At 62.8% G+C, this 18,893-nt stretch carries 21 protein-coding genes; 10 read left to right on the plus strand and 11 right to left on the minus strand.

Translation table 11 applies throughout. From position 1 onward, the window contains the following. Nucleotides 1–5: 5 nt before the first annotated feature. The 3 genes from CKW22_RS24260 to CKW22_RS24270 all read left to right on the plus strand — a co-directional run bounded on the left by CKW22_RS24260 (nucleotide 6) and on the right by CKW22_RS24270 (nucleotide 3,385). Nucleotides 6–227: a hypothetical protein gene (locus CKW22_RS24260; RefSeq protein ID WP_227696913.1), complete on the plus strand. Its 222-nt coding sequence runs from the start codon at nucleotides 6–8 to the stop codon at nucleotides 225–227. 176 nt (nucleotides 228–403) lie between these two features. After that, nucleotides 404–1,330 (plus strand): transaldolase, encoded by a 927-nt coding sequence (gene tal, locus CKW22_RS24265; RefSeq protein WP_033700376.1) that lies wholly within the window; start codon nucleotides 404–406, stop codon nucleotides 1,328–1,330. A gap of 189 nt (nucleotides 1,331–1,519) precedes the next feature. Continuing rightward, entirely contained in the window at nucleotides 1,520–3,385 is a 1,866-nt protein-coding gene (locus CKW22_RS24270) for an alkaline phosphatase D family protein (protein ID WP_095065350.1), read from the plus strand. A gap of 71 nt (nucleotides 3,386–3,456) precedes the next feature. On the opposite strand, the gene rssC is transcribed toward CKW22_RS24270, so the two are convergent. Then, on the minus strand, nucleotides 3,457–3,939 hold the full coding sequence (rssC, locus tag CKW22_RS24275) for an anti-sigma factor antagonist RssC (protein ID WP_016500715.1): 483 nt from the start codon (nucleotides 3,937–3,939) through the stop codon (nucleotides 3,457–3,459). Beyond that, complete coding sequence (gene rssB / locus CKW22_RS24280) at nucleotides 3,936–5,120, minus strand: two-component system response regulator RssB (RefSeq protein ID WP_027596602.1); 1,185 nt, start codon at nucleotides 5,118–5,120, stop codon at nucleotides 3,936–3,938. Before rssB ends, rssC begins: the two co-directional genes overlap by 4 nt. A 270-nt stretch (nucleotides 5,121–5,390) precedes the next feature. Here rssB and CKW22_RS24285 point away from each other — a divergent pair, with 270 nt between their 5' ends. Continuing rightward, entirely contained in the window at nucleotides 5,391–5,690 is a 300-nt protein-coding gene (locus CKW22_RS24285) for a PilZ domain-containing protein (RefSeq protein WP_095065352.1), read from the plus strand. A gap of 34 nt (nucleotides 5,691–5,724) precedes the next feature. On the opposite strand, the gene CKW22_RS24290 is transcribed toward CKW22_RS24285, so the two are convergent. Next, nucleotides 5,725–6,432, minus strand: coding sequence for a VacJ family lipoprotein (locus tag CKW22_RS24290; protein ID WP_033700380.1), 708 nt, complete (start codon nucleotides 6,430–6,432; stop codon nucleotides 5,725–5,727). 191 nt (nucleotides 6,433–6,623) lie between these two features. Between CKW22_RS24290 and CKW22_RS24295 the strand changes: the two genes are divergently transcribed. Then, nucleotides 6,624–7,187, plus strand: a complete 564-nt coding sequence (locus tag CKW22_RS24295; RefSeq protein WP_047583297.1) for a hypothetical protein — start codon at nucleotides 6,624–6,626, stop codon at nucleotides 7,185–7,187. Nucleotides 7,188–7,309: 122 nt separating this feature from the next. After that, nucleotides 7,310–7,573: a DUF4404 family protein gene (locus CKW22_RS24300; RefSeq protein ID WP_003248815.1), complete on the plus strand. Its 264-nt coding sequence runs from the start codon at nucleotides 7,310–7,312 to the stop codon at nucleotides 7,571–7,573. Nucleotides 7,574–7,715: 142 nt separating this feature from the next. Here the strand turns inward: CKW22_RS24300 and queF are convergent, their stop codons facing one another. Together queF and CKW22_RS24310 are read right to left on the minus strand one after the other, a co-directional pair. Further along, nucleotides 7,716–8,546, minus strand: a complete 831-nt coding sequence (gene queF, locus CKW22_RS24305; RefSeq protein ID WP_047583296.1) for an NADPH-dependent 7-cyano-7-deazaguanine reductase QueF — start codon at nucleotides 8,544–8,546, stop codon at nucleotides 7,716–7,718. Nucleotides 8,547–8,613: 67 nt separating this feature from the next. Next, nucleotides 8,614–9,117, minus strand: coding sequence for a plastocyanin/azurin family copper-binding protein (locus CKW22_RS24310; RefSeq protein WP_047583295.1), 504 nt, complete (start codon nucleotides 9,115–9,117; stop codon nucleotides 8,614–8,616). Between the two features lie 184 nt (nucleotides 9,118–9,301). Here CKW22_RS24310 and cinR point away from each other — a divergent pair, with 184 nt between their 5' ends. Continuing rightward, a complete protein-coding gene (gene cinR, locus CKW22_RS24315) occupies nucleotides 9,302–9,982 on the plus strand; it encodes a two-component system response regulator CinR (RefSeq protein WP_033700385.1) in 681 nt (226 codons plus the stop codon). After that, entirely contained in the window at nucleotides 9,979–11,331 is a 1,353-nt protein-coding gene (locus CKW22_RS24320; protein ID WP_047583294.1) for a heavy metal sensor histidine kinase, read from the plus strand. The genes cinR and CKW22_RS24320 overlap by 4 nt, the downstream gene beginning before the upstream one ends. Before the next feature lie 38 nt (nucleotides 11,332–11,369). On the opposite strand, the gene CKW22_RS24325 is transcribed toward CKW22_RS24320, so the two are convergent. The 3 genes from CKW22_RS24325 to CKW22_RS24335 are packed head-to-tail and all read right to left on the minus strand — an operon-like array spanning nucleotide 11,370 to nucleotide 14,609. Then, nucleotides 11,370–12,611 carry a lipoprotein-releasing ABC transporter permease subunit gene (locus CKW22_RS24325; protein WP_033700388.1) on the minus strand — a complete coding sequence of 414 codons (1,242 nt, stop codon included), beginning with the start codon at nucleotides 12,609–12,611 and terminating at the stop codon, nucleotides 11,370–11,372. Between the two features lie 56 nt (nucleotides 12,612–12,667). Continuing rightward, a complete protein-coding gene (gene lolD / locus CKW22_RS24330) occupies nucleotides 12,668–13,351 on the minus strand; it encodes a lipoprotein-releasing ABC transporter ATP-binding protein LolD (protein WP_177326495.1) in 684 nt (227 codons plus the stop codon). Between the two features lie 7 nt (nucleotides 13,352–13,358). Further along, nucleotides 13,359–14,609, minus strand: coding sequence for a lipoprotein-releasing ABC transporter permease subunit (locus tag CKW22_RS24335; RefSeq protein WP_033700392.1), 1,251 nt, complete (start codon nucleotides 14,607–14,609; stop codon nucleotides 13,359–13,361). A 93-nt stretch (nucleotides 14,610–14,702) separates the two neighbouring features. Between CKW22_RS24335 and CKW22_RS24340 the strand changes: the two genes are divergently transcribed. Together CKW22_RS24340 and CKW22_RS24345 are read left to right on the plus strand one after the other, a co-directional pair. After that, a complete protein-coding gene (locus tag CKW22_RS24340) occupies nucleotides 14,703–15,287 on the plus strand; it encodes a PilZ domain-containing protein (protein WP_033700393.1) in 585 nt (194 codons plus the stop codon). 29 nt (nucleotides 15,288–15,316) lie between these two features. Further along, nucleotides 15,317–16,033, plus strand: coding sequence for a glycerophosphodiester phosphodiesterase (locus CKW22_RS24345; RefSeq protein ID WP_033700395.1), 717 nt, complete (start codon nucleotides 15,317–15,319; stop codon nucleotides 16,031–16,033). Between the two features lie 48 nt (nucleotides 16,034–16,081). Here CKW22_RS24345 and sthA read toward each other — a convergent pair whose 3' ends face one another. The 3 genes from sthA to CKW22_RS24360 form a co-directional block, all read right to left on the minus strand. Continuing rightward, nucleotides 16,082–17,476, minus strand: a complete 1,395-nt coding sequence (gene sthA / locus CKW22_RS24350; RefSeq protein WP_033700396.1) for a Si-specific NAD(P)(+) transhydrogenase — start codon at nucleotides 17,474–17,476, stop codon at nucleotides 16,082–16,084. Between the two features lie 201 nt (nucleotides 17,477–17,677). Beyond that, nucleotides 17,678–18,676, minus strand: a complete 999-nt coding sequence (locus CKW22_RS24355) for an FAD:protein FMN transferase (RefSeq protein WP_033700398.1) — start codon at nucleotides 18,674–18,676, stop codon at nucleotides 17,678–17,680. A gap of 118 nt (nucleotides 18,677–18,794) precedes the next feature. Further along, nucleotides 18,795–18,893: IS3 family transposase (locus CKW22_RS24360; RefSeq protein WP_143500713.1), on the minus strand; the 99-nt coding region annotated here is incomplete at its 5' end.

An 18,893-nucleotide genomic window follows, 5' to 3' on the forward strand; every position in this document is an offset into this window, starting at 1 on the left:
GGGGTGTGGCACTGGCGATTTTTGCTCCGGTCGCCATCATCCTGTTGGTGGCCTCGCAGTACCCGACCATGATCGAGCGCAGGGTTGAAGCGAGGAAGGCGCAGGCGCGGGCGGCACAACCAGCACCTCGGCCTGCGGGGACCACGCTGGAAATCATCATGCCCGACGGCAAACGGCTCCAGGAAGGGGAATCCGGCACCTTGGGCGAAGCGCTGAAAAGCAGATAGTCCAGCAGACTTGGGAACCTCGCGGCGGGAGGGGACTCGAATCATCACCTTTCGCAGCCCTTTCCGACCGGCCCGATGCCCCGGCAAGGCCGCTTTGCACGCCCGGCTTCGACGGGCCTTGAGCGGCCGCCGGGGCTCGGGTAATGTCGAGTCATTGCACAGGACAGAGCACGCCCATGACCTCCAAGCTGGAACAACTCAAACAGTTCACCACCGTGGTCGCCGACACCGGGGACCTGGACGCCATCACCCGCCTGAAACCGGTCGATGCCACCACCAACCCGTCGCTGCTGCTCAAGGCGGCTGCCATGCCCGGCTATGCGGAACTGCTCAAGCAGGTGAAGGGCGATGCCAACGGCGATGTGGACCTGGCCTGCGACAAGTTCGCGGTGGCGGTGGGTTCGGGCATTCTGAAGGCCATCCCTGGGCGAATCTCCACCGAAGTGGATGCCCGCCTGTCGTTCGATGAACCGGCCCTGCTGGCCAAGGCCCGTCAGTTGATCGCGCTGTACGACAAAGCCGGGGTCGGCAAAGACCGCGTGCTGATCAAGCTGGCCTCCACCTGGGAAGGCATCCGCGCCGCCGAGAAGCTGGAGAAGGAAGGCATCCAGACCAACCTCACCCTGCTGTTCTCCTTCGCCCAGGCTCAGGCCTGCGCCGATGCCGGGGTGTTCCTGATTTCACCGTTCGTGGGCCGTATCTACGACTGGTACAAGAAAAACACCGGCAAGGAGTACGTGGGCGCCGAGGACCCGGGCGTGCAATCGGTCACGCGCATCTACGACTACTACAAGACCAATGGCTACGACACCGTGGTCATGGGCGCCAGCTTCCGCAACATCAGCCAGATCGAGCAGTTGGCAGGCTGCGATCGCCTGACCATCAGCCCCGAGCTGCTGCAGCAACTGAGCGATGATCAGGGCGAGCTGCCACGGGTGCTCAAACCGGGCAACGCTGGCGAGGCCAAGCAGGTGTTGAGCGAGAGCCAGTTCCGCTGGGCGATGAACGAAGATGCCATGGGCACCGAGAAGCTGGCCGAGGGTATTCGTCAGTTTGCCCGCGATCAGGAGAAGCTGGAGAAACTGATGGCTGAAAAAGCCTGATACATAATAGGTTTGCCTGACGGGCGGGAAATGCTCAGCATTTTCCGCCCGTTTTTGGTTTGGCGCTGAATAGCGCCAGGCTTCAGAGGTATTTTGAATTCGATGGCCTATTCGCGGGCAAGCCCGCTGCCACCGGTGCAGTGCTGTCGCTGCACCGGTGGATGGGCTGCCTAGCCAACAGAGCTGTTGATGACCTCATCCCTACCCCTCGTTCTTGCCGGCCCGGTACTGCGCCGGCTAGAGCCCCAGCGCCTGGCCATCTGGCTGGTCGCCACGCAACCCTTGCAACCCGAATTCACCCTGGACGGCGCAGCGCGTACAGCCAACGCCACTTGCCAGGTTATCCCGATAGGCCAGCACGCGTTTATCCACTTGCTGGATATCCACTTCGCCCAGCCCCTCCCTTGCAACCAGGCGCTGGGCTATGACTTGCGCATCGATGGCCAGGGCATCGCCGAGTGGGCACCCCACCTGCTCTACCCAGGCTGCCAGCGCCCAAGCTTTGTGCTGCGGGACCGCCTCGACCATTTATTGCATGGTTCTTGTCGCAAGCCGCACCACCCTGCCGCGGATGGCCTGCTCTGCGCCGACCGTTTGCTGGCACAGTGCGAACAGCCCGAACAGCGCCCTGCCGTGCTGCTGATGAGCGGTGACCAGGTGTATGCCGACGATGTTGCCGGCCCCATGCTGCGGGCCATCCATAGCCTGATCGAGCGCCTGGGGCTGTTCGACGAACAGCTCGACGGTGCGGTGGTGGCCGACAGCACAGCGCTGTACCAGCACCCGGCCAGCTATTACCACCGTGCAGACTTGCTGCCGGCCCAAGAACAGAACGAAAGCCTGCGCGAGCGCTTTTTCGGCGGCAAACGCAAGCCGATCTTCTCGTCCAGCAATGCCGACAACCACCTGGTCACCTTCGCTGAAGTCATGGCCATGTACCTGCTGGTATGGTCACCCGAGCCTTGGCGCCTGGTGAACCTGGACATGCCCGCCGGGCTCACTGATGAGCGCCAGGCGCGGTATCGGCAAGAGCTGCCACTGATCGAGGCCTTCGCCAGCAACCTGGGCCAGGTGGCACGGGTAATGGCCCACCTGCCGTGCCTGATGATCTTCGATGACCACGACATCACCGACGACTGGAACCTCTCGGCACAGTGGGAAGAAACCGCCTATGGCCACCCCTTCTCACGGCGCATCATCGGCAACGCGTTGCTTGGCTACTTGCTGTGCCAGGGCTGGGGCAACGACCCGGATGGCTGCGCGGGGCTGGTCGAGCGCTGCCAGGTGCTGACAGGTACAACGCTAGACAGCCAGGCACAGGACGAACTGATCGGCGAAGCGTTGCAGTTCCAGGGCTGGCAGTACAGCTTGCCCAGCAACCCGCCGTTGCTGGTGCTCGACACCCGCACCCGCCGCTGGCGCAGCGAAAGCAGCCTGGCCAAGCCATCCGGTCTGCTCGACTGGGAAGCGTTGAGCGAGCTGCAGCAGGCGCTGCTCGATCATCCCTCGGCGATTATCGTGTCACCCGCGCCGATCTTCGGGGTAAAACTGATCGAAACCGTGCAGAAGGTGTTCAGTTGGCTGGGCTACCCGTTGCTGGTGGATGCCGAGAACTGGATGGCACACCGCGGCGCGGCGCAGGTAATTTTGAATATCTTCCGCCACTCGCGCACGCCGGGGCATTACGTGGTGCTCTCCGGCGACGTGCATTATTCATTCGTGTATGAAGTACTGATTCGCCATCGCCAGCGCAGCCCGCACTTGTGGCAGATCACCAGCAGCGGCATCAAGAACGAGTTCCCCAGGCGCCTGCTCGATGTGCTCGACCGGCTGAACCGTTGGCTGTATTCACCACGCTCGCCGCTCAACTGGTTTACCAAGCGGCGGGAGATGGAGGTGGTGCCGCGTACGCCCAACCATAGCAAGGCGGGGGAACGGCTGTGGAATGGTGCGGGGTTGGGGCAGGTGTTCTTTGATGAGCAAGGGCGGCCGGCGCGGGTGTTTCAGCTGGATGCCGGTGGGCGGGAAGTGACAGAGTTCGTTGCGCCGGAATAAGCGATGGTTTTAACCTTTACCGACCTCTTGGCGGGGTAAGCCCGCGACCACGGGCCGGTAAAGGCAATGAATCAGGTGCGCTCTAGCGCATTCACCAGGTCATGGAAGGCTTCACGGTTGGAGTCATTCAAGCCCATCAGGATCTTGTGCGCCTCCAGCACCTTTGACCGCACCACCTCTTCGTTCTGGTCCTGCGACGGCAGGTCGGTCAGGCACTCCGGGCACGGTATCGGACGATCGACGATGTTGAACACCTGATCGAAGCCCATCGACTGCAGCAACCGGGAAATATCCGGGTTGGTGGTGACCACGGTCGGCAGCAGCCCAACCTTCTGGCGCGACAGGATCGACAACTTGGCCAGCAAGCCCAAGGTGGTGCTGTCGATGCTCTCGGTTTCAGTCAAGTCGATGACGATGGCCGAGAAATTCAGCGCAGTGAAGATTTTCTCGATCGTCGCATCCAGCGCCGAACACAAGGTCAGGCGCACTTCACCGACGAATTTCAGTACAAAGGTACCGCTTTGCTCGGCGAACTGAATTCTACCGGTACTCATTGAAGGTTCCTGCTCAACACCAATAGGGCGATATCATCCGGCATCTCCCCAAGCGTAGCCAATCCAAATCGTTGGCGCAGCCCATCCAGGCTGCCACCCGCTGCCTTGACGATTTCTGGCAAGGCGGCTTCTTTATCTTTGAGCGTGTCACCCGGCAAAAGGTCCAGAATGCCATCGGACATCAAGCTGAGGCTGAACACAGGCGGCAGCTCCACCACTAGGTCCTGGTAACTGGCCTCGTCGAACAACCCCACCGGCAGGCCGCGGCCTTCCAGGTAGCGGGTATTGCCCGGGGTGTACAGCACCGGCAGCGGCAAGTGGCCGCCCACGGCATAGGTCAACAGGCCGGTGTCTTCGTCGATGACACCGCCGACCATGGTCACATGCTTGCCCAGCTTGCAGTTGATCAGCCCGCGGTTGATGTGGCTGAGCACTTGCGAAGGCTTGAACTCGCGCATCTTGCTGCCGCGCTTGAATTCGAACAACAGGCGCGTGGTCATGAACTTGAGCAGCACCGTGACGAAGGCCGACGACGCGCCATGCCCGGAGACATCGGCGAGGTAGAAGGCGATGCGGCGGTCATCCACACGGAAGTAGTCGGCGAAGTCACCCGACAGGTACAGCGACGGGATGATCTGGTGCTCGAACGCGAACTCGCCGGCTACCCAGGGGCTTTCCGGCAGCATGTTCATCTGCACCTGCCGACCGGCGGTCTGGTCCTCCTGCAGCAGGTGCAGGCTGGCTTCAAGCTCACGGTTGGCCGCTTCGAGCTTGTCGCGGTAGCGCTGGTTTTCCAGCACCAGGCGCGAACGGTCGAGCGCCCGGCGCACCGAATGCTCGAGCACGGCAAGGTCTTCCAGCGGCTTGATCAGGTAGTCGGCAGCGCCCAGGCGCAAGGCCTCGACCGCATCGCTCATGACGCCGGCACCGGACACCACGATCACCGGCAATTGCGGCGCGCGCTCGCTGATCTGGCGGATCAGTTCGAGCCCGCCCATCTGCGGCATGCGCAGATCGCAGATCACGAGGTCGGGCTGGTGTTCTTCGAAGACCTGAAGCCCCTGCTGGCCATTACCGGCCTGGAGGACGCTGAAACCACTGTCTTCAAGATAGGCGGCGAGGCTCGCACGGACCACGTCGTCGTCATCGATGATCAACAGCGTTGCACTGGTTTTCTGCATGTGGGCGAACGGCGCCGATTTGGGTTGGTGCAGCGGTGTCGGCAAAGCTGACGGCCAGCTACGGGAATACTCTGTGGTAACACTCTACTTGAGTTGTAGGACAAGAAGACCCGCCCGGCAACTATCAGCGCTACCCTGTAAGGCGCAGACGGTACTCCCATCCGCCAGGCGTTTCAAGCGTACGAGGGTCGACCTCGCTGCTCTTTACAGGCCAAATCACCGGGAGTTATAAGAAAGCCGACCCGTGCAACCCAAAGGGAAGGATGCAGCATGCCTCAGACGCCCTCCAACCACAGCGAAAAACGCGATTTCATCCGCATGCGCATCGATACCGAGGTGAGCCTGCTGCACGAAGGCCAGGTGATTGCGGCGGTGTGCCTGGACCTGTCCAGCGGGGGCATGCAGATGCAGGCGCCACAGCGCTTTCAGGTGGGGGATACGCTTGAGGTGCGGATCGATTCTGATCACCCGGCGCTCAAGGGCTTGCACGCCAGCACCGAGGTGGTGTGGATCGCCGATCAGCCCGATGGGCAGCAGAAGTTCGGCCTGCGCATCCTGGCCATGCATTGACGCGGGGGCTGCAGGGCAGCCCCTTGTTCAAGAATCAGAAGTCGTCTTCGACTTCGCCGTCCTTGACCTTGAACTCGCGGTTCTGCAGGTAGGCGTTGCGAATGAAGATGTACTTGTCGCCCTGAATCAGTTTTTCCGCCGGCAGCAGGCTGGCGCGGGTATCGATCACGTCCAGTGCAAAGATCGAGTTGCGCGTCGGCACATGGTCGATATAGCGGTAGGGCTTGGTGTAGCTGTCAGGGTACTTGGCCAGGCCATCACGCACGGTGCTTGGGCCCAGCAACGGGATGACTACGTAAGGGCCGCTGCCCACGCCCCAGTAACCCAGGGTCTGGCCAAAGTCCTCGTCGCTGCGCTGCAGGCCCATCTTGGTGCCAACGTCGAAGAAGCCACCGATGCCGAACGTGGTGTTGACGATCAAGCGTGCGGTGTCCACCCCTGCCGCATGCGGCTTGAGCTGCAGCACGTTGTTGACCAGGTTGGTCACGTCGCCCAGGTTGCGGAAGACATTGTGGATGCCGTCTTCGAGGAATTGCGGCGTCACCGCCTCGTAGCCCTTGGCCAATGGCTTGAGGGCATAGGTGTCGACGGTATCGTTGAACCTGAAGATCGGTCGGTTGACCGCCTCCCACGGGTCGTCCTCGGTGGCCGCCTGGGTAGCCGCCACGGGCGCCAGCAGCAAGCTGGCGCAGACACAGGCCTGGGTGACTCGCTCGATCACACCGGCACCGATCCTACGCATAGATGTCTCTCCATCGAATTTCTTGGCCGCAGCCGCACCGGGCGCGCTGCTGGTAAGGCGCAAGTATAAGGGCTTACGGGCTGATCACCAGCATTACACATTTTTGCTCAAGATTTTGTGAGCGCATGTTGCACCGTCATCGCCCAGTAACAATGGCGGCATAGCCTGCGGACTATTTCAGGGAAGTTGCCATGCACGATGCATCCGCCTTCACTGCTGTGCTGTTCGGCCTGCGTGGCTGCCTGGTCCAGGGGGCGAACGGCAACCCGCTGCCCGCGCCCGGCGCCCTGGCAACACTGGCCAGCCTGCGCCAGCGCCAGGTGCCCTGCATCTGGCTGGACGACCTGAGTGCCACGCAAGGCAAACGCCTGGCCAACGTGCTGCCCGACTGGTTGCCGGGGCATTCGGTTAATGGTATGCGCTGGCCGGCACCGAACGCCTGCTGGCAGGCACTGATGGCGCTGGACAGCTCGCGCCTGGATGGCTGCGTACTGGTCAGTGGCGAACCGGCGCTATTGCAATCGGGCCTGAACGCCGGGTTGTGGACCGTGGGCCTGGCCGCCTGCAGCCCTTATTGCGACCTCAGTTCCCGCCATTGGCAAGCCATGAGCCAACAGGAGCGGGACCTGGCCCGCGGCAAGGCCACCCTCGAACTGTTCAGCCTGGGCGTGCACTCGGTGATCGATCACCTCGAAGCGCTGGACACCTGCCTGCAGGACATTGCCCAACGGCGCCGCAAGGGTGAAAAACCCTGATACAGCACCTTTGATGCGGATCATGCAAAGCGGCTGCGAGTGGATTACATTGAAAGCAGGCCAGAACCTTTGCCGCTTCGCTGAGGTCCATGCCTTGCCAAGCCATTGATGGAGAAAAGCCAATGCCTGCCCGCGAATTGCAAGAGCGTCTGAACAGCTTGCGCGAGCAACTGGACCGGAACGTACCGCTTTCGGAAGAAGAGCTGGCCGCCCTGCATGAGGAAGCCAGACAGATAGAAGCGCAACTGAAGCTTGAAGAAGCCACGCCGGACAACAACCTGGTGGATGGCGTGAACCTGGCGATTGAACGCTTCGAGGCTGATCACCCCGACCTGACCGCCACCCTGCGCAGCATTGCCAACTCGCTGCACAGCATGGGGATCTGAAATAGCAAGGGCCGTTTCTCGGCCCATTCGCGGGGCAAGCCCGCTCCCACAGGTACCGCGCTGCCCTCAAGTACAGCCAATAGCCTGTGGGAGCGGGCTTGCCCCGCGAATGGGCCGAGAAACGGCCCCCGTCATGTCAGAATTACTGACGCACCAGGCGCACGTTATTCGGGCTGATCGCCCCGGTGCTGCGATACGGGTTGATATCCAGCCCCCCTCGTCGCACATACCGCGCATACACCGTCAAATACTCGGGCTGCAGCAGGTTCTTCAAGTCCAGGTAGATCCGCTCGACGCACTGTTCGTGGAAGTCGGCATGCTGACGGAAGCTGATCAGGTAAGTCAGCAGGCTGGCATGGTCCAGCGCCCTGCCCTTGTACTCGACCACGACGCTGCCCCAGTCCGGTTGACCGGTGACCGGGCAGTTGGATTTGAGCAAATGGCTGTGTACGGTCTCTTCCACCACACGCTCCGGGTTGCAGCGCAGCAGCTCCGGTTGCGGCTGTTCATAGTTGCTGATGGCCACATCCAGTGCATCAATGCACTGCCCCGGCAACGCCACCACGCCCTGGGCCTCGACTTCAGCCAAGGTGCGAACCTTGACGCTGACCGGCTTGCCAGCGGCTGCCGACAAGTCCTTCACCAGGCAAGCCTGCAGCTCGCCAATCGCGGCGAACACCGTCTGGTTCAGCGAGTTCAGGTACAACTTGAACGACTTGGACTCGATGATGTTCGGCGAATCGGCAGGGATGGCGAACTCACCGATCGCTACCACCGGCTTGCCCGAGGGCAACAGCCACGACAACTCGAAGCAGTTCCAGTAGTCCACGCCCTGCCATGGCAGGGTCTGGGCAGTGACGCCCAACTCGGCCCACTTGGCAGTACGCGGGATCGGGAACAGCAGCTCAGGGGAGTAGGTAGCGATGTATTCGCTGGACTTGCCCAGCGGGGAGTGTTCGGCGGCGGGATGCATGGAAACTGACCTGAAGGTTCGAAATACCCCTAGTCTACCGTTTTTACCGCCCGCCTTGCAGGGCAAGTCACTCGATGGTCAGCGGCCCGACCATGCCGGCCTGGTAGTGCCCCGGCACGTTGCAGGCGAACTCGATGGGCGCCGACTGGCGGAAGGTCCAGGTCAGCTCGGCACGCTGGCCCGGTTGCACCAGCACGGTGTTGCCCGTGTCATGGCCATGGTCTGCGTGGCCCATCTGGCCGTGGTCCATGCCCTCGTGGTGCATGCCTGCGGTAAACAGCTTGCCCTGCATGGCGATCATCTGCTTCTGGTGCTCCGCGTGCATGGCCTTGTCGCCCAGGTTGAACTCGTGGGGCAACTTGCCTTCGTTGATCAAGACAAAACGCACGGTTTCGCCAGCTTTGGCGTGCAGGCGCTTGGGCTCGAACGCGATGTCCTTGAGCACGACCTCGACCGTGCGGGTAGCCTTGGCCGCCGGGGCCGGCTCGCCGAAGGCGAAGCTTTTGCCACCGTCAGCCAGGGCGGACAGGCTTACCAGGGCAAAGGCGGCGGCGATGAACAGGTGTTTCATGATGACTCCAAAGCTTACAGCGGGGATAAGGCCACTTTAGAAAAGGCCGGCTGGCAACTACCTGACAGGAAGATTACAACTTTGTCAGCTTGGGCGGCGCTTGGGCGGCCCTTGATATAGTCACGTATCATTTCAGTCATCACACCGCCCGCACAGGGCTGCCTCCCGATAGTGTGGACACCGCATGAAACTGTTGATCGTCGAAGACCAGGCCCGCACCGGCCAGTACCTCAGCCAAGGCCTGAGCGAAGCAGGCTTTGCCACCGAACTGGCGGCCGATGGCGAAACCGGCCAGCACCTGGCGCTAAGCGGCGATCACGACTTGTTGATCCTCGATGTCATGCTGCCTGGCCGCAACGGCTGGCAGATTCTGCAAGCCGTGCGCCAGGCCGGCCTGGACACACCTGTGCTGTTCCTCACCGCCCGCGATGCCGTCGAGGACCGCGTGCACGGCCTGGAGCTGGGCGCGGATGATTACCTGGTCAAGCCGTTCGCCTTCTCCGAACTGCTGGCACGGGTACGCAGCCTGCTGCGCCGCGGCGCCAGCCCCAGCCTGGACACCACCTTGAGCCTGGCCGACCTGCGCCTGGACCTGATCCGCCGCCGTGCCGAGCGTGCCGGCCAGCGCATCGACCTCACCGCCAAAGAGTTCGCCCTGCTCGAACTGCTGCTGCGGCGCCAGGGTGAGGTGTTGCCCAAGTCACTGATTGCCTCGCAAGTCTGGGACATGAATTTCGACAGCGACACCAATGTCATCGAAGTGGCGATTCGCCGCCTGCGCCTGAAGATCGACGACCCGCACGCCAACAAGCTGATCCACACGGTGCGCGGCATGGGTTATGTACTGGAGGAGCGTCAAGATTGATGCGCAGGCTTTCCCTCGGCAGCCGCCTGGCGCTGCTGTTCGCGGCCTGCACGGCTGCTGTTTCGCTGGGTGCCGGCATCCTGTTCAACCGTGCCAGCGAACAGCACTTCATCGAGCTGGACCAACAATTGCTCGAATCACGCCTGTCGCTGTTTCGCACGCAACTCGCCGGTGTCGCCACACCCGCCGAGCTTGCGGCCCGGCTCCCGGCCCTGCGCGATGAGCTCAGCCACCAGGCTGACCTGGCCCTGCGCATCAGCGGTAAAGACGGCACACCGTGGTTCGACAGCCGCACGCAGTTGCCCAACACCACGCCGCCCTCCGGGCTTGCGACCTTGCACACGGACGGCACCGACTACCGCAGCCTGGCCATGCCCCTGAAGCCGGCCGACCCGCAATCCGCGCAGCTGACGCTGTACCTCGACATCACCCACCATCAACATTTCCTGCAGGGCATGCAGCGCTTGATCTGGCTCACCGTCGGCCTCTCGGCCCTGGCTACGGCGCTGCTCGGCGCCTGGGCCGTACGCCGCGGGCTGCGGCCCCTGCGGCAGATGGGCCAGGTCGCCGCCAGCGTGTCGGCACGCTCGCTGACCACCCGTTTGCCAGTGGCGCAGATGCCGGAAGAACTGGCCGAACTGGCCACCACCGTGAATGCCATGCTGCAACGCCTGGACGATGCCTTCCAGCGCCTGTCGGCGTTCTCGGCCGATATCGCCCACGAACTGCGCACGCCGCTGTCCAACCTGCTGACCCACACCCAGGTCACCCTCACCCGTCCGCGCAGCCTCGAAGAGTACCGCGAGGCGCTGCATGGCAACCTGGAGGAACTGCAATGGATGGCACAGATGATCAACGACATGCTGTACCTGGCCAAAGCCGACCATGGCCTGCTGGTGCCCGGGCAGGCTGCGCTGGCCTTGCACGAGGATGTGGATGCGTTGCTGGAGTTCTATGCCCCGCTGGCCGAAGACTCTGATGTAAGGCTGTTGCGCAAAGGCCAATTGCTGCTGCAGGGGGACCGCCATATGCTGCGCCGGGCACTGTCCAACCTGCTCGACAACGCCTTGCGCTTTACCCCGCCGGGCGGGCAGGTACAGGTGACGTTGGGGCCTGGTTCACGGATATGCGTGGCCAATACCGGGGCTGCGATCGAACCGGCTGCATTGCCACGCTTGTTCGATCGGTTCTACCGGGTGGACCCGGCGCGACGGGAAGGCAGTAGCGAGCATGCCGGATTAGGGTTGGCGATTACCCGCTCGATCGTGCAAGCGCATGGCGGCAGCATTTCTGCGACGAGTGAAAACGGCTGGACGCGCTTTGTGATCGAGCTGCCTGAAGGTCGGTGACCGAGGGCGCAATGCGCCCCCAAACGCTCAAACAGCCCTCAAACCGCCAAGCCAATCGCCGGCTGCACCTGCGATGCCCGATAAGCCGGGTAAATAGTCGCCAAAAAGCTCATCACCAACCCCGCCGCACAGATCATCGCCACATCCCCCCACTGCAGCTGCGAAGGCAGGCTGCTGATGAAGTACACATCCGAAGTGAAGATGTGCTGGCCGCTGACTCGCTCCAGCCAGCCCACGATCTGGCTGACATTGAACGCGGCAATCACCCCCAGCACACCCCCGATCAACGTCCCCACCACACCGATCAAGCTACCCTGCACCATGAACGTGCCCATGATCTGCGCAGGCGTGGCGCCCAAGGTACGCAGGATGGCGATATCCGGCCCCTTGTCGTTCACCACCATCACCAGCGTGGCAATGATGTTGAACGCCGCGACCGCGATGATCATCATCAGCAACAGGCCGATCATGGTTTTTTCCATCTTCATGGCGCTGAACAGGCTGCCCTGGGTATGCGACCAGTCATCGGCGCGGTAGGCATCACCCAGGCCCGCGACGATGGCCTTGGACACCTGCGGCGCCGCATACAGGTCATGCAGCTTCAGCCGCACGCCCTGCACCTGGCCGGGTGCCCAGCGCTGCATTTCGCCCGCATCGGCGACGTGAATGTAGGCTTGCGAACCGTCCAACTCGGCGCCAACCTTGAAGATGCCGACCACCGTCAGGCGCTGCATGCGCGGGGTGATGCCACCCGGTGCCTTGCTGATTTCCGGCACGATCAGGGTCAGCTTGTCGCCGGTGTTCAGGCGGAAACGGCGCGCACTCAGCTCACCGATCACCACGCCGAACTCACCCGGCTGCAGGTCTTGCAAACGGCCCTGAACAATATGCTGGCCGACAATGGAGACCTTGCCTTCCTCTGCCGGGTCGATGCCGCTGACCTGGATCGGCTGCATCGCGCCCTTGTACGAGAGCATGCCTTCCATCTCGGTGATCGGCGCGGCGGCCATCACTGCCGGGTCTTTCAGCGCGGCATCGGCGACCGTGCGCCAGTCGTCCAGCGGCTGCACGCCCAGGATGCTGGCATGCGGCACCAGGCCAAGGATGCGCGAGCTCATTTCACGCTGGAAGCCGTTCATTACCGACAGCACCACGATCATCGCCAGCACGCCCAGGGACAGGCCGATCATCGAAGTCATCGAGATGAACGAGATGAAATGGTTGCGGCGCTTGGCACGGGTGTAGCGAGCACCGATGAACAAGGGCAAGGGTCTGAACATGTAAAACACCCAATGAAAGAGTTGCGGGGCGGCTCAGGCCACCCCGTGCAGGCGGCTCAGATCGCCACCAGGTGACCGTCGTCGAGTTTAAGCACGCGGTCCATCTGGCGCGCCAGGTTGAGGTCGTGGGTTACCACCAGGAACGCCGTGCGCGAGGCGCTGGACAGCTCTTGCATCAATTCCTGAATACCCTGGGCGGTGTGGTGGTCGAGGTTGCCGGTAGGCTCGTCGAGCATCACCAGGCCCGGGCGGTTGACCAGTGCACGGGCGATCGCCACACGCTGGCGCTCGCCGCCGGACAGCTCGGCTGGCTTGTGCGTGAGCCGGTGGCTCAGGCCGACCCGCTTGAGCAGCGCCTCAGCGCGCTCACGGGCTTCCGGGATTGGCGTGCGGCCGATCAGCAGCGGCATGCAGACGTTTTCCAGCGCGGTGAATTCCGGCAGCAGGTGGTGGAATTGATAAACGAAACCCAGTGCCCGGTTGCGCAACAGGCCACGCGCACGCTCACCCAGGGCCGACAGTTCCTCACCCGCCAGCCAGACGCTGCCCTGGGTGGGCGTGTCGAGGCCGCCAAGCAGGTTGAGCAAGGTGCTCTTGCCAGAGCCCGAGCTGCCGACGATGGCCACGCGCTCACCCGGGTGCAGCTCCAGCTGCAGGCCCGACAGCACCTGTACCGACTCCGGGCCTTCGTCGTAGGACTTGCCCAGGTTGCGGCAACTCAGAACGGCTTTATCACTCATGCGCGACTCACTCATAACGTAGCGCCTCTGCAGGCTGGGTGCGGGCCGCACGCCAGGCCGGGTACAGGGTGGCGAAGAAACTCAGGACCAGCGCCGCGGCGCAGACCATGTACACGTCATTGGCCATGATCTGCGACGGCAGGTAATCGATGAAATAGACGTCGGCGTTGAGGAACTTGTGCCCGATCAGCGTCTCAATGCCGGCAATCGCCGCGCTCACGTTGAGCGCTGCCAGGATGCCGACCACGGCGCCGATCAAGGTGCCGATCACCCCGATCACCGTACCCTGCACCATGAAGATGGCCATGATCTGCCCAGGCGTGGCGCCAAGGGTGCGCAAGATCGCGATGTCGCCGCGCTTGTCGTTGACCACCATTACCAGGGTGGAAATGATGTTGAATGCCGCCACCGCCACGATCAGCAGCAACAGCAGGCCGATCATGGCCTTCTCCATGCGGATCGCCTGGTACAGGTTGCCATGGGTGCGAGTCCAGTCACGGCTGTAGAACTCCTGGTCACCCAAGTGCTGGGCGATGTCCCAGGCCACGCGCGGTGCCTGGAACAGGTCGTCGAACTTCAGGCGCAGGCCCTGCACCTGGTTCGGCTTCCAGCGGTGCAGGCGGGACAGGTCGTTGATGTTGGTCAGGCCCAGGTAACCGTCGATCTCGCCGGCGCCCACGTGGAAGGTACCGACCACGGTGAAGCGCTTCATGCGCGGGAACATGCCGGCCGGGGTCACACTGACCTCGGGGGCGACGAAGGTCAGCTTGTCGCCGATGGCGACACCCAGCTTGGCCGCGGCCTTGTCGCCGATCATGATGCCCCACTCGCCCGGCGCCAGCTGGTCGAGACGGCCTTGCTGGACGAAGTTGTCAATGATCGACACCTCGCGTTCGCGCGCCGGGTCGATGCCATTGAGCAGCACCTTCTGCACCTTGCCGTCATGGGTCAGCAGGCCCTGCATTTGGGTGAAGGGCGCAACCGCCACCACCTGCGGATTCTGCTTTACTTGTTGGGCAAGCGCAGGCCAGTCGTCAAGCGGCTGGCCGCTCTCGAGCGTGGCATGGGGAATCATGCCCAGCACGCGGGTACGCATCTCGTGGTCGAAGCCGTTCATGACCGAGAGCACCACGATCATCACTACTACGCCCAGGGCGAGGCCGATCATCGAGGTCAGGGAAATGAACGAGACGAAGTGATTGCGACGTTTGGCACGGGTATAACGCGTGCCGATAAATGCGAAAAGAGGTCTGAACATGTCGGGGCTTGTTCGGATGAAAGGGAACGTCCTTGTGGCGAGGCGCTTACGGCGGCTTTACACTCGGACCACCGCCGCTACCATGGGTTCGCCATGACGACATTAGACGAAGAAGATCGCCGCGAATACTACCGCATCGAAGATCAGATCGCACTTCAAATCAGCCCCTTGAGTGCGGCCGAAGCCCTTGAGCCAGAAGTGTTGCAGGATGATTCACCGCTGTTCAACCTGCTCAGCGAGCTGCACCTGTCCGACTTCGAAGCCCAGCACCTGCTGCGCCAGTTGAGTGACAAGGACCGCACCCTCGCGGCGTTTCTGCGGGCGCAGAGCAAACGCCTCGACCTGCTCAGCGCCGTGGTCGCGCAGACCCTCATCGGCGAAATCGGCCAGCCGCAGGCAGTGGTCATCTCCGAAGGCGGCATCGAGTCCAGCCAGGCCCAGCCCATCACCCCTGGCACCCGGGTCAAGGTGAAGATGGTGCTGATGCCCCGCGCCCACGGCCTGCTGCTGCGCGGCAAGGTCAGCCACTGCGACCCGCGCCCGGACGGCAGCTTCGAGCTCGGCACCGAATTCATCGACATGACCGACGCCCAGCGCCAACTGCTGGCCCGTTACATCCTGCAGCGCCAGCAACAGCAACGGCGCCAGCAACTGGAACAGAACGACCCTGCTTCCTGAGCCTTTCCCTTTGAATTGAAGGAACGAACGTGACCCTGATCTACGGCCATCGCGGCGCCAAGGGCGAAGCCCCCGAAAACACCCTGAACAGCTTCCGCCAATGCCTGTCCCACGGCGTCAATCGCTGCGAGCTGGACCTGCACCTGTCGGCCGATAACGAGCTGATGGTGATCCACGACCCGACCCTCAAACGCACCACCGGCCGTCGCGGCAAGGTGGTCGAGCAGCCGGCGGCCGACCTCACCAAGATCGACGCGCGCAAGGGCGGCCCGGGCTGGGTGCAGCCCTGCCCCATCCCGAAACTGGAAGAACTGTTCGAAAAATGCGCTTTCGAGCATTGGCAGCTGGAGGTCAAGAGCGCCTCGCGCACCCGCGCCGCCAGCACGGTGCTGGCGATTCGTGAACTGGCCCAGCAATACGGCCTGCTGGACAAAGTCACCATCACCTCGAGCTCACGCGAAGTGCTGGGTGCTGCCCTGGAGCTGGTGCCGGACGTGGCGCGCGGGCTGGTGGCCGAATACGCCTGGCTCGACCCACTGAAGGTCGCGCAGAACTACGGCTGCGAGCTGCTGGCATTGAACTGGACACTGTGCACCCCCGAGCGCCTGCTCAAGGCACAGGGCCAGGGGTTGCACGTGTCGGTGTGGACAGTCAACGAACCGGCACTGATGCGCCGGCTCGCTGATTTTGGCGTGGACAGCCTGATTACAGACTTTCCCGGTTTGGCCAAGACCACCCTCGGGTAGGGCTGAAATCGGTCTCCCCGACCGGCTCAGGCCACCGGCCGGAGCCGCTTAAAAAAGCCGGTTCAGGCCGTCGTAGGCAGCTACCCGATAAGCTTCGGCCATGGTCGGGTAGTTGAAGGTGGTGTTGACGAAGTACTTCAGGTTATTCAGCTCACCCGGCTGGTTCATGATGGCCTGGCCGATGTGGACGATTTCCGAAGCCTGGTAGCCGAAGCAGTGCACGCCGAGGATTTCCAGGGTTTCACGGTGGAACAGAATCTTCAGCATGCCCTGCGGCTCGCCAGCGATCTGCGCACGCGCCATGCCTTTGAAGAAAGCCTTGCCCACTTCGTACGGCACCTTGGCCTGGGTCAGCTCTTGCTCGTTCTTGCCGATCGAGCTGATCTCCGGAATGGTGTAGATGCCGGTCGGCACGTCATTGACGAAGCGCCAGCTGCCATTGTCGACGATGCTGCCGGCAGCCGAACGGCCCTGGTCGTGGGCGGCACTGGCCAGGCTCGGCCAGCCGATCACATCACCGGCGCCGTAGATGTTCGGCACGGTCGTGCGGTAGGCCTCGTCGACCTCGATCTGGCCACGGCTGTTGACCTTGATGCCGATGTTTTCCAGGCCCAGCTTGTCGGTGTTGCCGGTACGGCCGTTGCACCACAGCAAGGCGTCGGCCTTGATCTTCTTGCCCGACTTCAGGTGCAGGACCACACCATTGTCCAGGCCTTCGACCCGCTCGTACTCCTCGTTATGGCGTACGGTGATGTTGTTGTTGCTGAAGTGGTAGCTCAACGCCTGGGAAATTTCCGAATCCAGGAAGCTCAGCAACTGGCCACGGTTATCGACCAGCTCGACCAGCACGCCCAAGCCGCTGAAGATCGAGGCGTACTCGCAGCCGATCACGCCGGCGCCGTAGACGATCAGTTTGCGCGGGGTGTGGCTGAGGCTGAGGATGGTGTCGCTGTCGTAGACGCGTGGGTGATGGAAGTCGATGTCGGCCGGGCGATAAGGGCGCGAGCCGGTGGCGATGATGATGTGCTTGGCGTTTAGTTTTTCCACCACACCGTTGGGGCAGACCACTTCGACGGTCTGCTCGTCGGCGAAGCTGCCGGTGCCGAAGAACAGGTCGACACGGTTGCGCGCGTAGTAGCCGGTGCGCGAGGCGACCTGCTTGGAAATGACCTTCTCGGCGCTCTTGAGCACGTCCGGGAAGGAGAACCAGCGGGGCTCGCCGATGGCACGGAACATCGGGTTGGTGTTGAACTGCATGATCTGCCGCACCGAGTGACGCAGTGCCTTGGACGGGATGGTGCCCAAGTGGGTGCAGTTGCCGCCGACCTGGCGACGGCTGTCGACCATCGCCACCTTGCGCCCTGCTTTGGCGGCGTTCATTGCCGCGCCTTCTCCGGCCGGGCCGGAACCCAGCACCACTACGTCGTAGTTGTAGACAGCCATGCGTACTCCTTCAGAACTGGCCCGCGAGTCACGGTGGCTCGCGGGGCGCGATCATGTCGCCGGGGCGCCATGAGAAAATTCGGTTGCAGTCTAATCAAGCGTGAACGCCGCGCACATTAACCCTTGGTCGCGTCGTAGGCCAATTTTGCCTGCACTACATGTGGTTCACCGATTCCCTGGCGATCATCCATCCTTGCGCTTTCACTCGCCTTTCATTGCCCGTTCGAACGCAGGGGTGGTTCGGGAGACGAAGCCACCCTCGGCCCGAGTCACCAGCACAGCGGCAAGGTCATGGCTGATGGCGAAATCCCAGCCGCGCTCCGGCCCGAGGATCAGCAGCAGGGTCGAGTAGCCATCGGCCTGCAGCGCCGAGGCATCGAGCACGGTGACGGCGGCCAGGTCGTGCGCGACCGGGCGCCCGAGGCGGGCATCGAAGGTGTGCGAATAGCGCCGGCCATTCTCCTCGAAATAATGGCGATAGTCACCCGAGGTCGATACCGAAAGGCCATCCACCGGGATGACCTGGCGGGCGATCTGGCGGTCTTCACGGGGCAGCTCCAGGGCGATGCGCCAGGCGCTGCCATCAGGCTTGCGGCCAACGGCCTTGAGCTCGCCAGTGGCTTCGGCAATGAAGCTGGTAATACCCATGGCGCGCAGGCGCTCGGCGATCAGGTCGACGGCGTGGCCGGCGGCGATGCTGTTGAAATCCAGCTCGACGGGGGCGTCCTTGCACAGCGCCTGGCCTTCGATGCGCAGGTGCTGGTAGCCCACGCGAAGGCGCACCTGGGCCAGGGCCTGCGGGTCGGGCACCTGTTCGTGACGAGCCTGGGGGCCGAAGCCCCAGAGGTCGAGCAAGGGCTCGACAGTGAGGTCGAAGGCGCCGGCACTTTGCACAGCCAGGTGCTGGCCGAAACGGACCAGGTCGAGCATGTCGCGCGGCAGCGCCAGGCACTGGTTGGCCGCGAGCTGGTTGAACTGGCTGACGGTGGAATCGCTGCGATAGGTCGAGTAGTGCAGGTCGATCTCCTGCAGGATTGCCTCGACTGCCGCCTGCACCTGGGCCGGGGGCGGGCCTGCGGGCTCGCGCACGTACTGGATGCTGTAGCTGCTGCCCATGGTAGGGCCGCCCAGGCGCTCCAGGGTCGGGCCTTGGTTGCAGGCGGTGAGGAGCATCAATGCCAGGAGAAGGACTGTACGCACATTCGCTTACTCGACTATCCGGGACGGCCTCTTCGCGGGGCAAGCCCGCTCCCACAGAAAAACCCTCAACCTTGAGGATGTCACTCATCCTGGACTGCCCCCAAAAAGTTGGACAGTTCTATGCTGCCGCCTGGGTCCTGTACTCGACAGGGCTCAGGCCATTGAGCCTCAGCTTGATGCGGTCATGGTTGTAGTAGTGGATGTACTCATCCAAGCC

It is taken from the genome of Pseudomonas sp. Irchel s3f19 (assembly GCF_900187555.1).
Classification (GTDB): Bacteria; Pseudomonadota; Gammaproteobacteria; order Pseudomonadales; family Pseudomonadaceae; genus Aquipseudomonas; species Aquipseudomonas capeferrum.

What these genes read in the sequence shown, in the direction of transcription:
- tal (WP_033700376.1), top strand. Translation starts at nt 404, where the DNA reads ATGACCTCCAAGCTGGAACAACTCAAACAGTTCACCACCGTGGTCGCC.
- CKW22_RS24270 (WP_095065350.1), top strand. Translation starts at nt 1,520, where the DNA reads ATGACCTCATCCCTACCCCTCGTTCTTGCCGGCCCGGTACTGCGCCGG.
- rssC (WP_016500715.1), bottom strand. Translation starts at nt 3,939, where the DNA reads ATGAGTACCGGTAGAATTCAGTTCGCCGAGCAAAGCGGTACCTTTGTA.
- rssB (WP_027596602.1), bottom strand. Translation starts at nt 5,120, where the DNA reads ATGCAGAAAACCAGTGCAACGCTGTTGATCATCGATGACGACGACGTG.
- CKW22_RS24285 (WP_095065352.1), top strand. Translation starts at nt 5,391, where the DNA reads ATGCCTCAGACGCCCTCCAACCACAGCGAAAAACGCGATTTCATCCGC.
- CKW22_RS24290 (WP_033700380.1), bottom strand. Translation starts at nt 6,432, where the DNA reads ATGCGTAGGATCGGTGCCGGTGTGATCGAGCGAGTCACCCAGGCCTGT.
- CKW22_RS24295 (WP_047583297.1), top strand. Translation starts at nt 6,624, where the DNA reads ATGCACGATGCATCCGCCTTCACTGCTGTGCTGTTCGGCCTGCGTGGC.
- CKW22_RS24300 (WP_003248815.1), top strand. Translation starts at nt 7,310, where the DNA reads ATGCCTGCCCGCGAATTGCAAGAGCGTCTGAACAGCTTGCGCGAGCAA.
- queF (WP_047583296.1), bottom strand. Translation starts at nt 8,546, where the DNA reads ATGCATCCCGCCGCCGAACACTCCCCGCTGGGCAAGTCCAGCGAATAC.
- CKW22_RS24310 (WP_047583295.1), bottom strand. Translation starts at nt 9,117, where the DNA reads ATGAAACACCTGTTCATCGCCGCCGCCTTTGCCCTGGTAAGCCTGTCC.
- cinR (WP_033700385.1), top strand. Translation starts at nt 9,302, where the DNA reads ATGAAACTGTTGATCGTCGAAGACCAGGCCCGCACCGGCCAGTACCTC.
- CKW22_RS24325 (WP_033700388.1), bottom strand. Translation starts at nt 12,611, where the DNA reads ATGTTCAGACCCTTGCCCTTGTTCATCGGTGCTCGCTACACCCGTGCC.
- lolD (WP_177326495.1), bottom strand. Translation starts at nt 13,351, where the DNA reads ATGAGTGATAAAGCCGTTCTGAGTTGCCGCAACCTGGGCAAGTCCTAC.
- CKW22_RS24335 (WP_033700392.1), bottom strand. Translation starts at nt 14,609, where the DNA reads ATGTTCAGACCTCTTTTCGCATTTATCGGCACGCGTTATACCCGTGCC.
- CKW22_RS24340 (WP_033700393.1), top strand. Translation starts at nt 14,703, where the DNA reads ATGACGACATTAGACGAAGAAGATCGCCGCGAATACTACCGCATCGAA.
- sthA (WP_033700396.1), bottom strand. Translation starts at nt 17,476, where the DNA reads ATGGCTGTCTACAACTACGACGTAGTGGTGCTGGGTTCCGGCCCGGCC.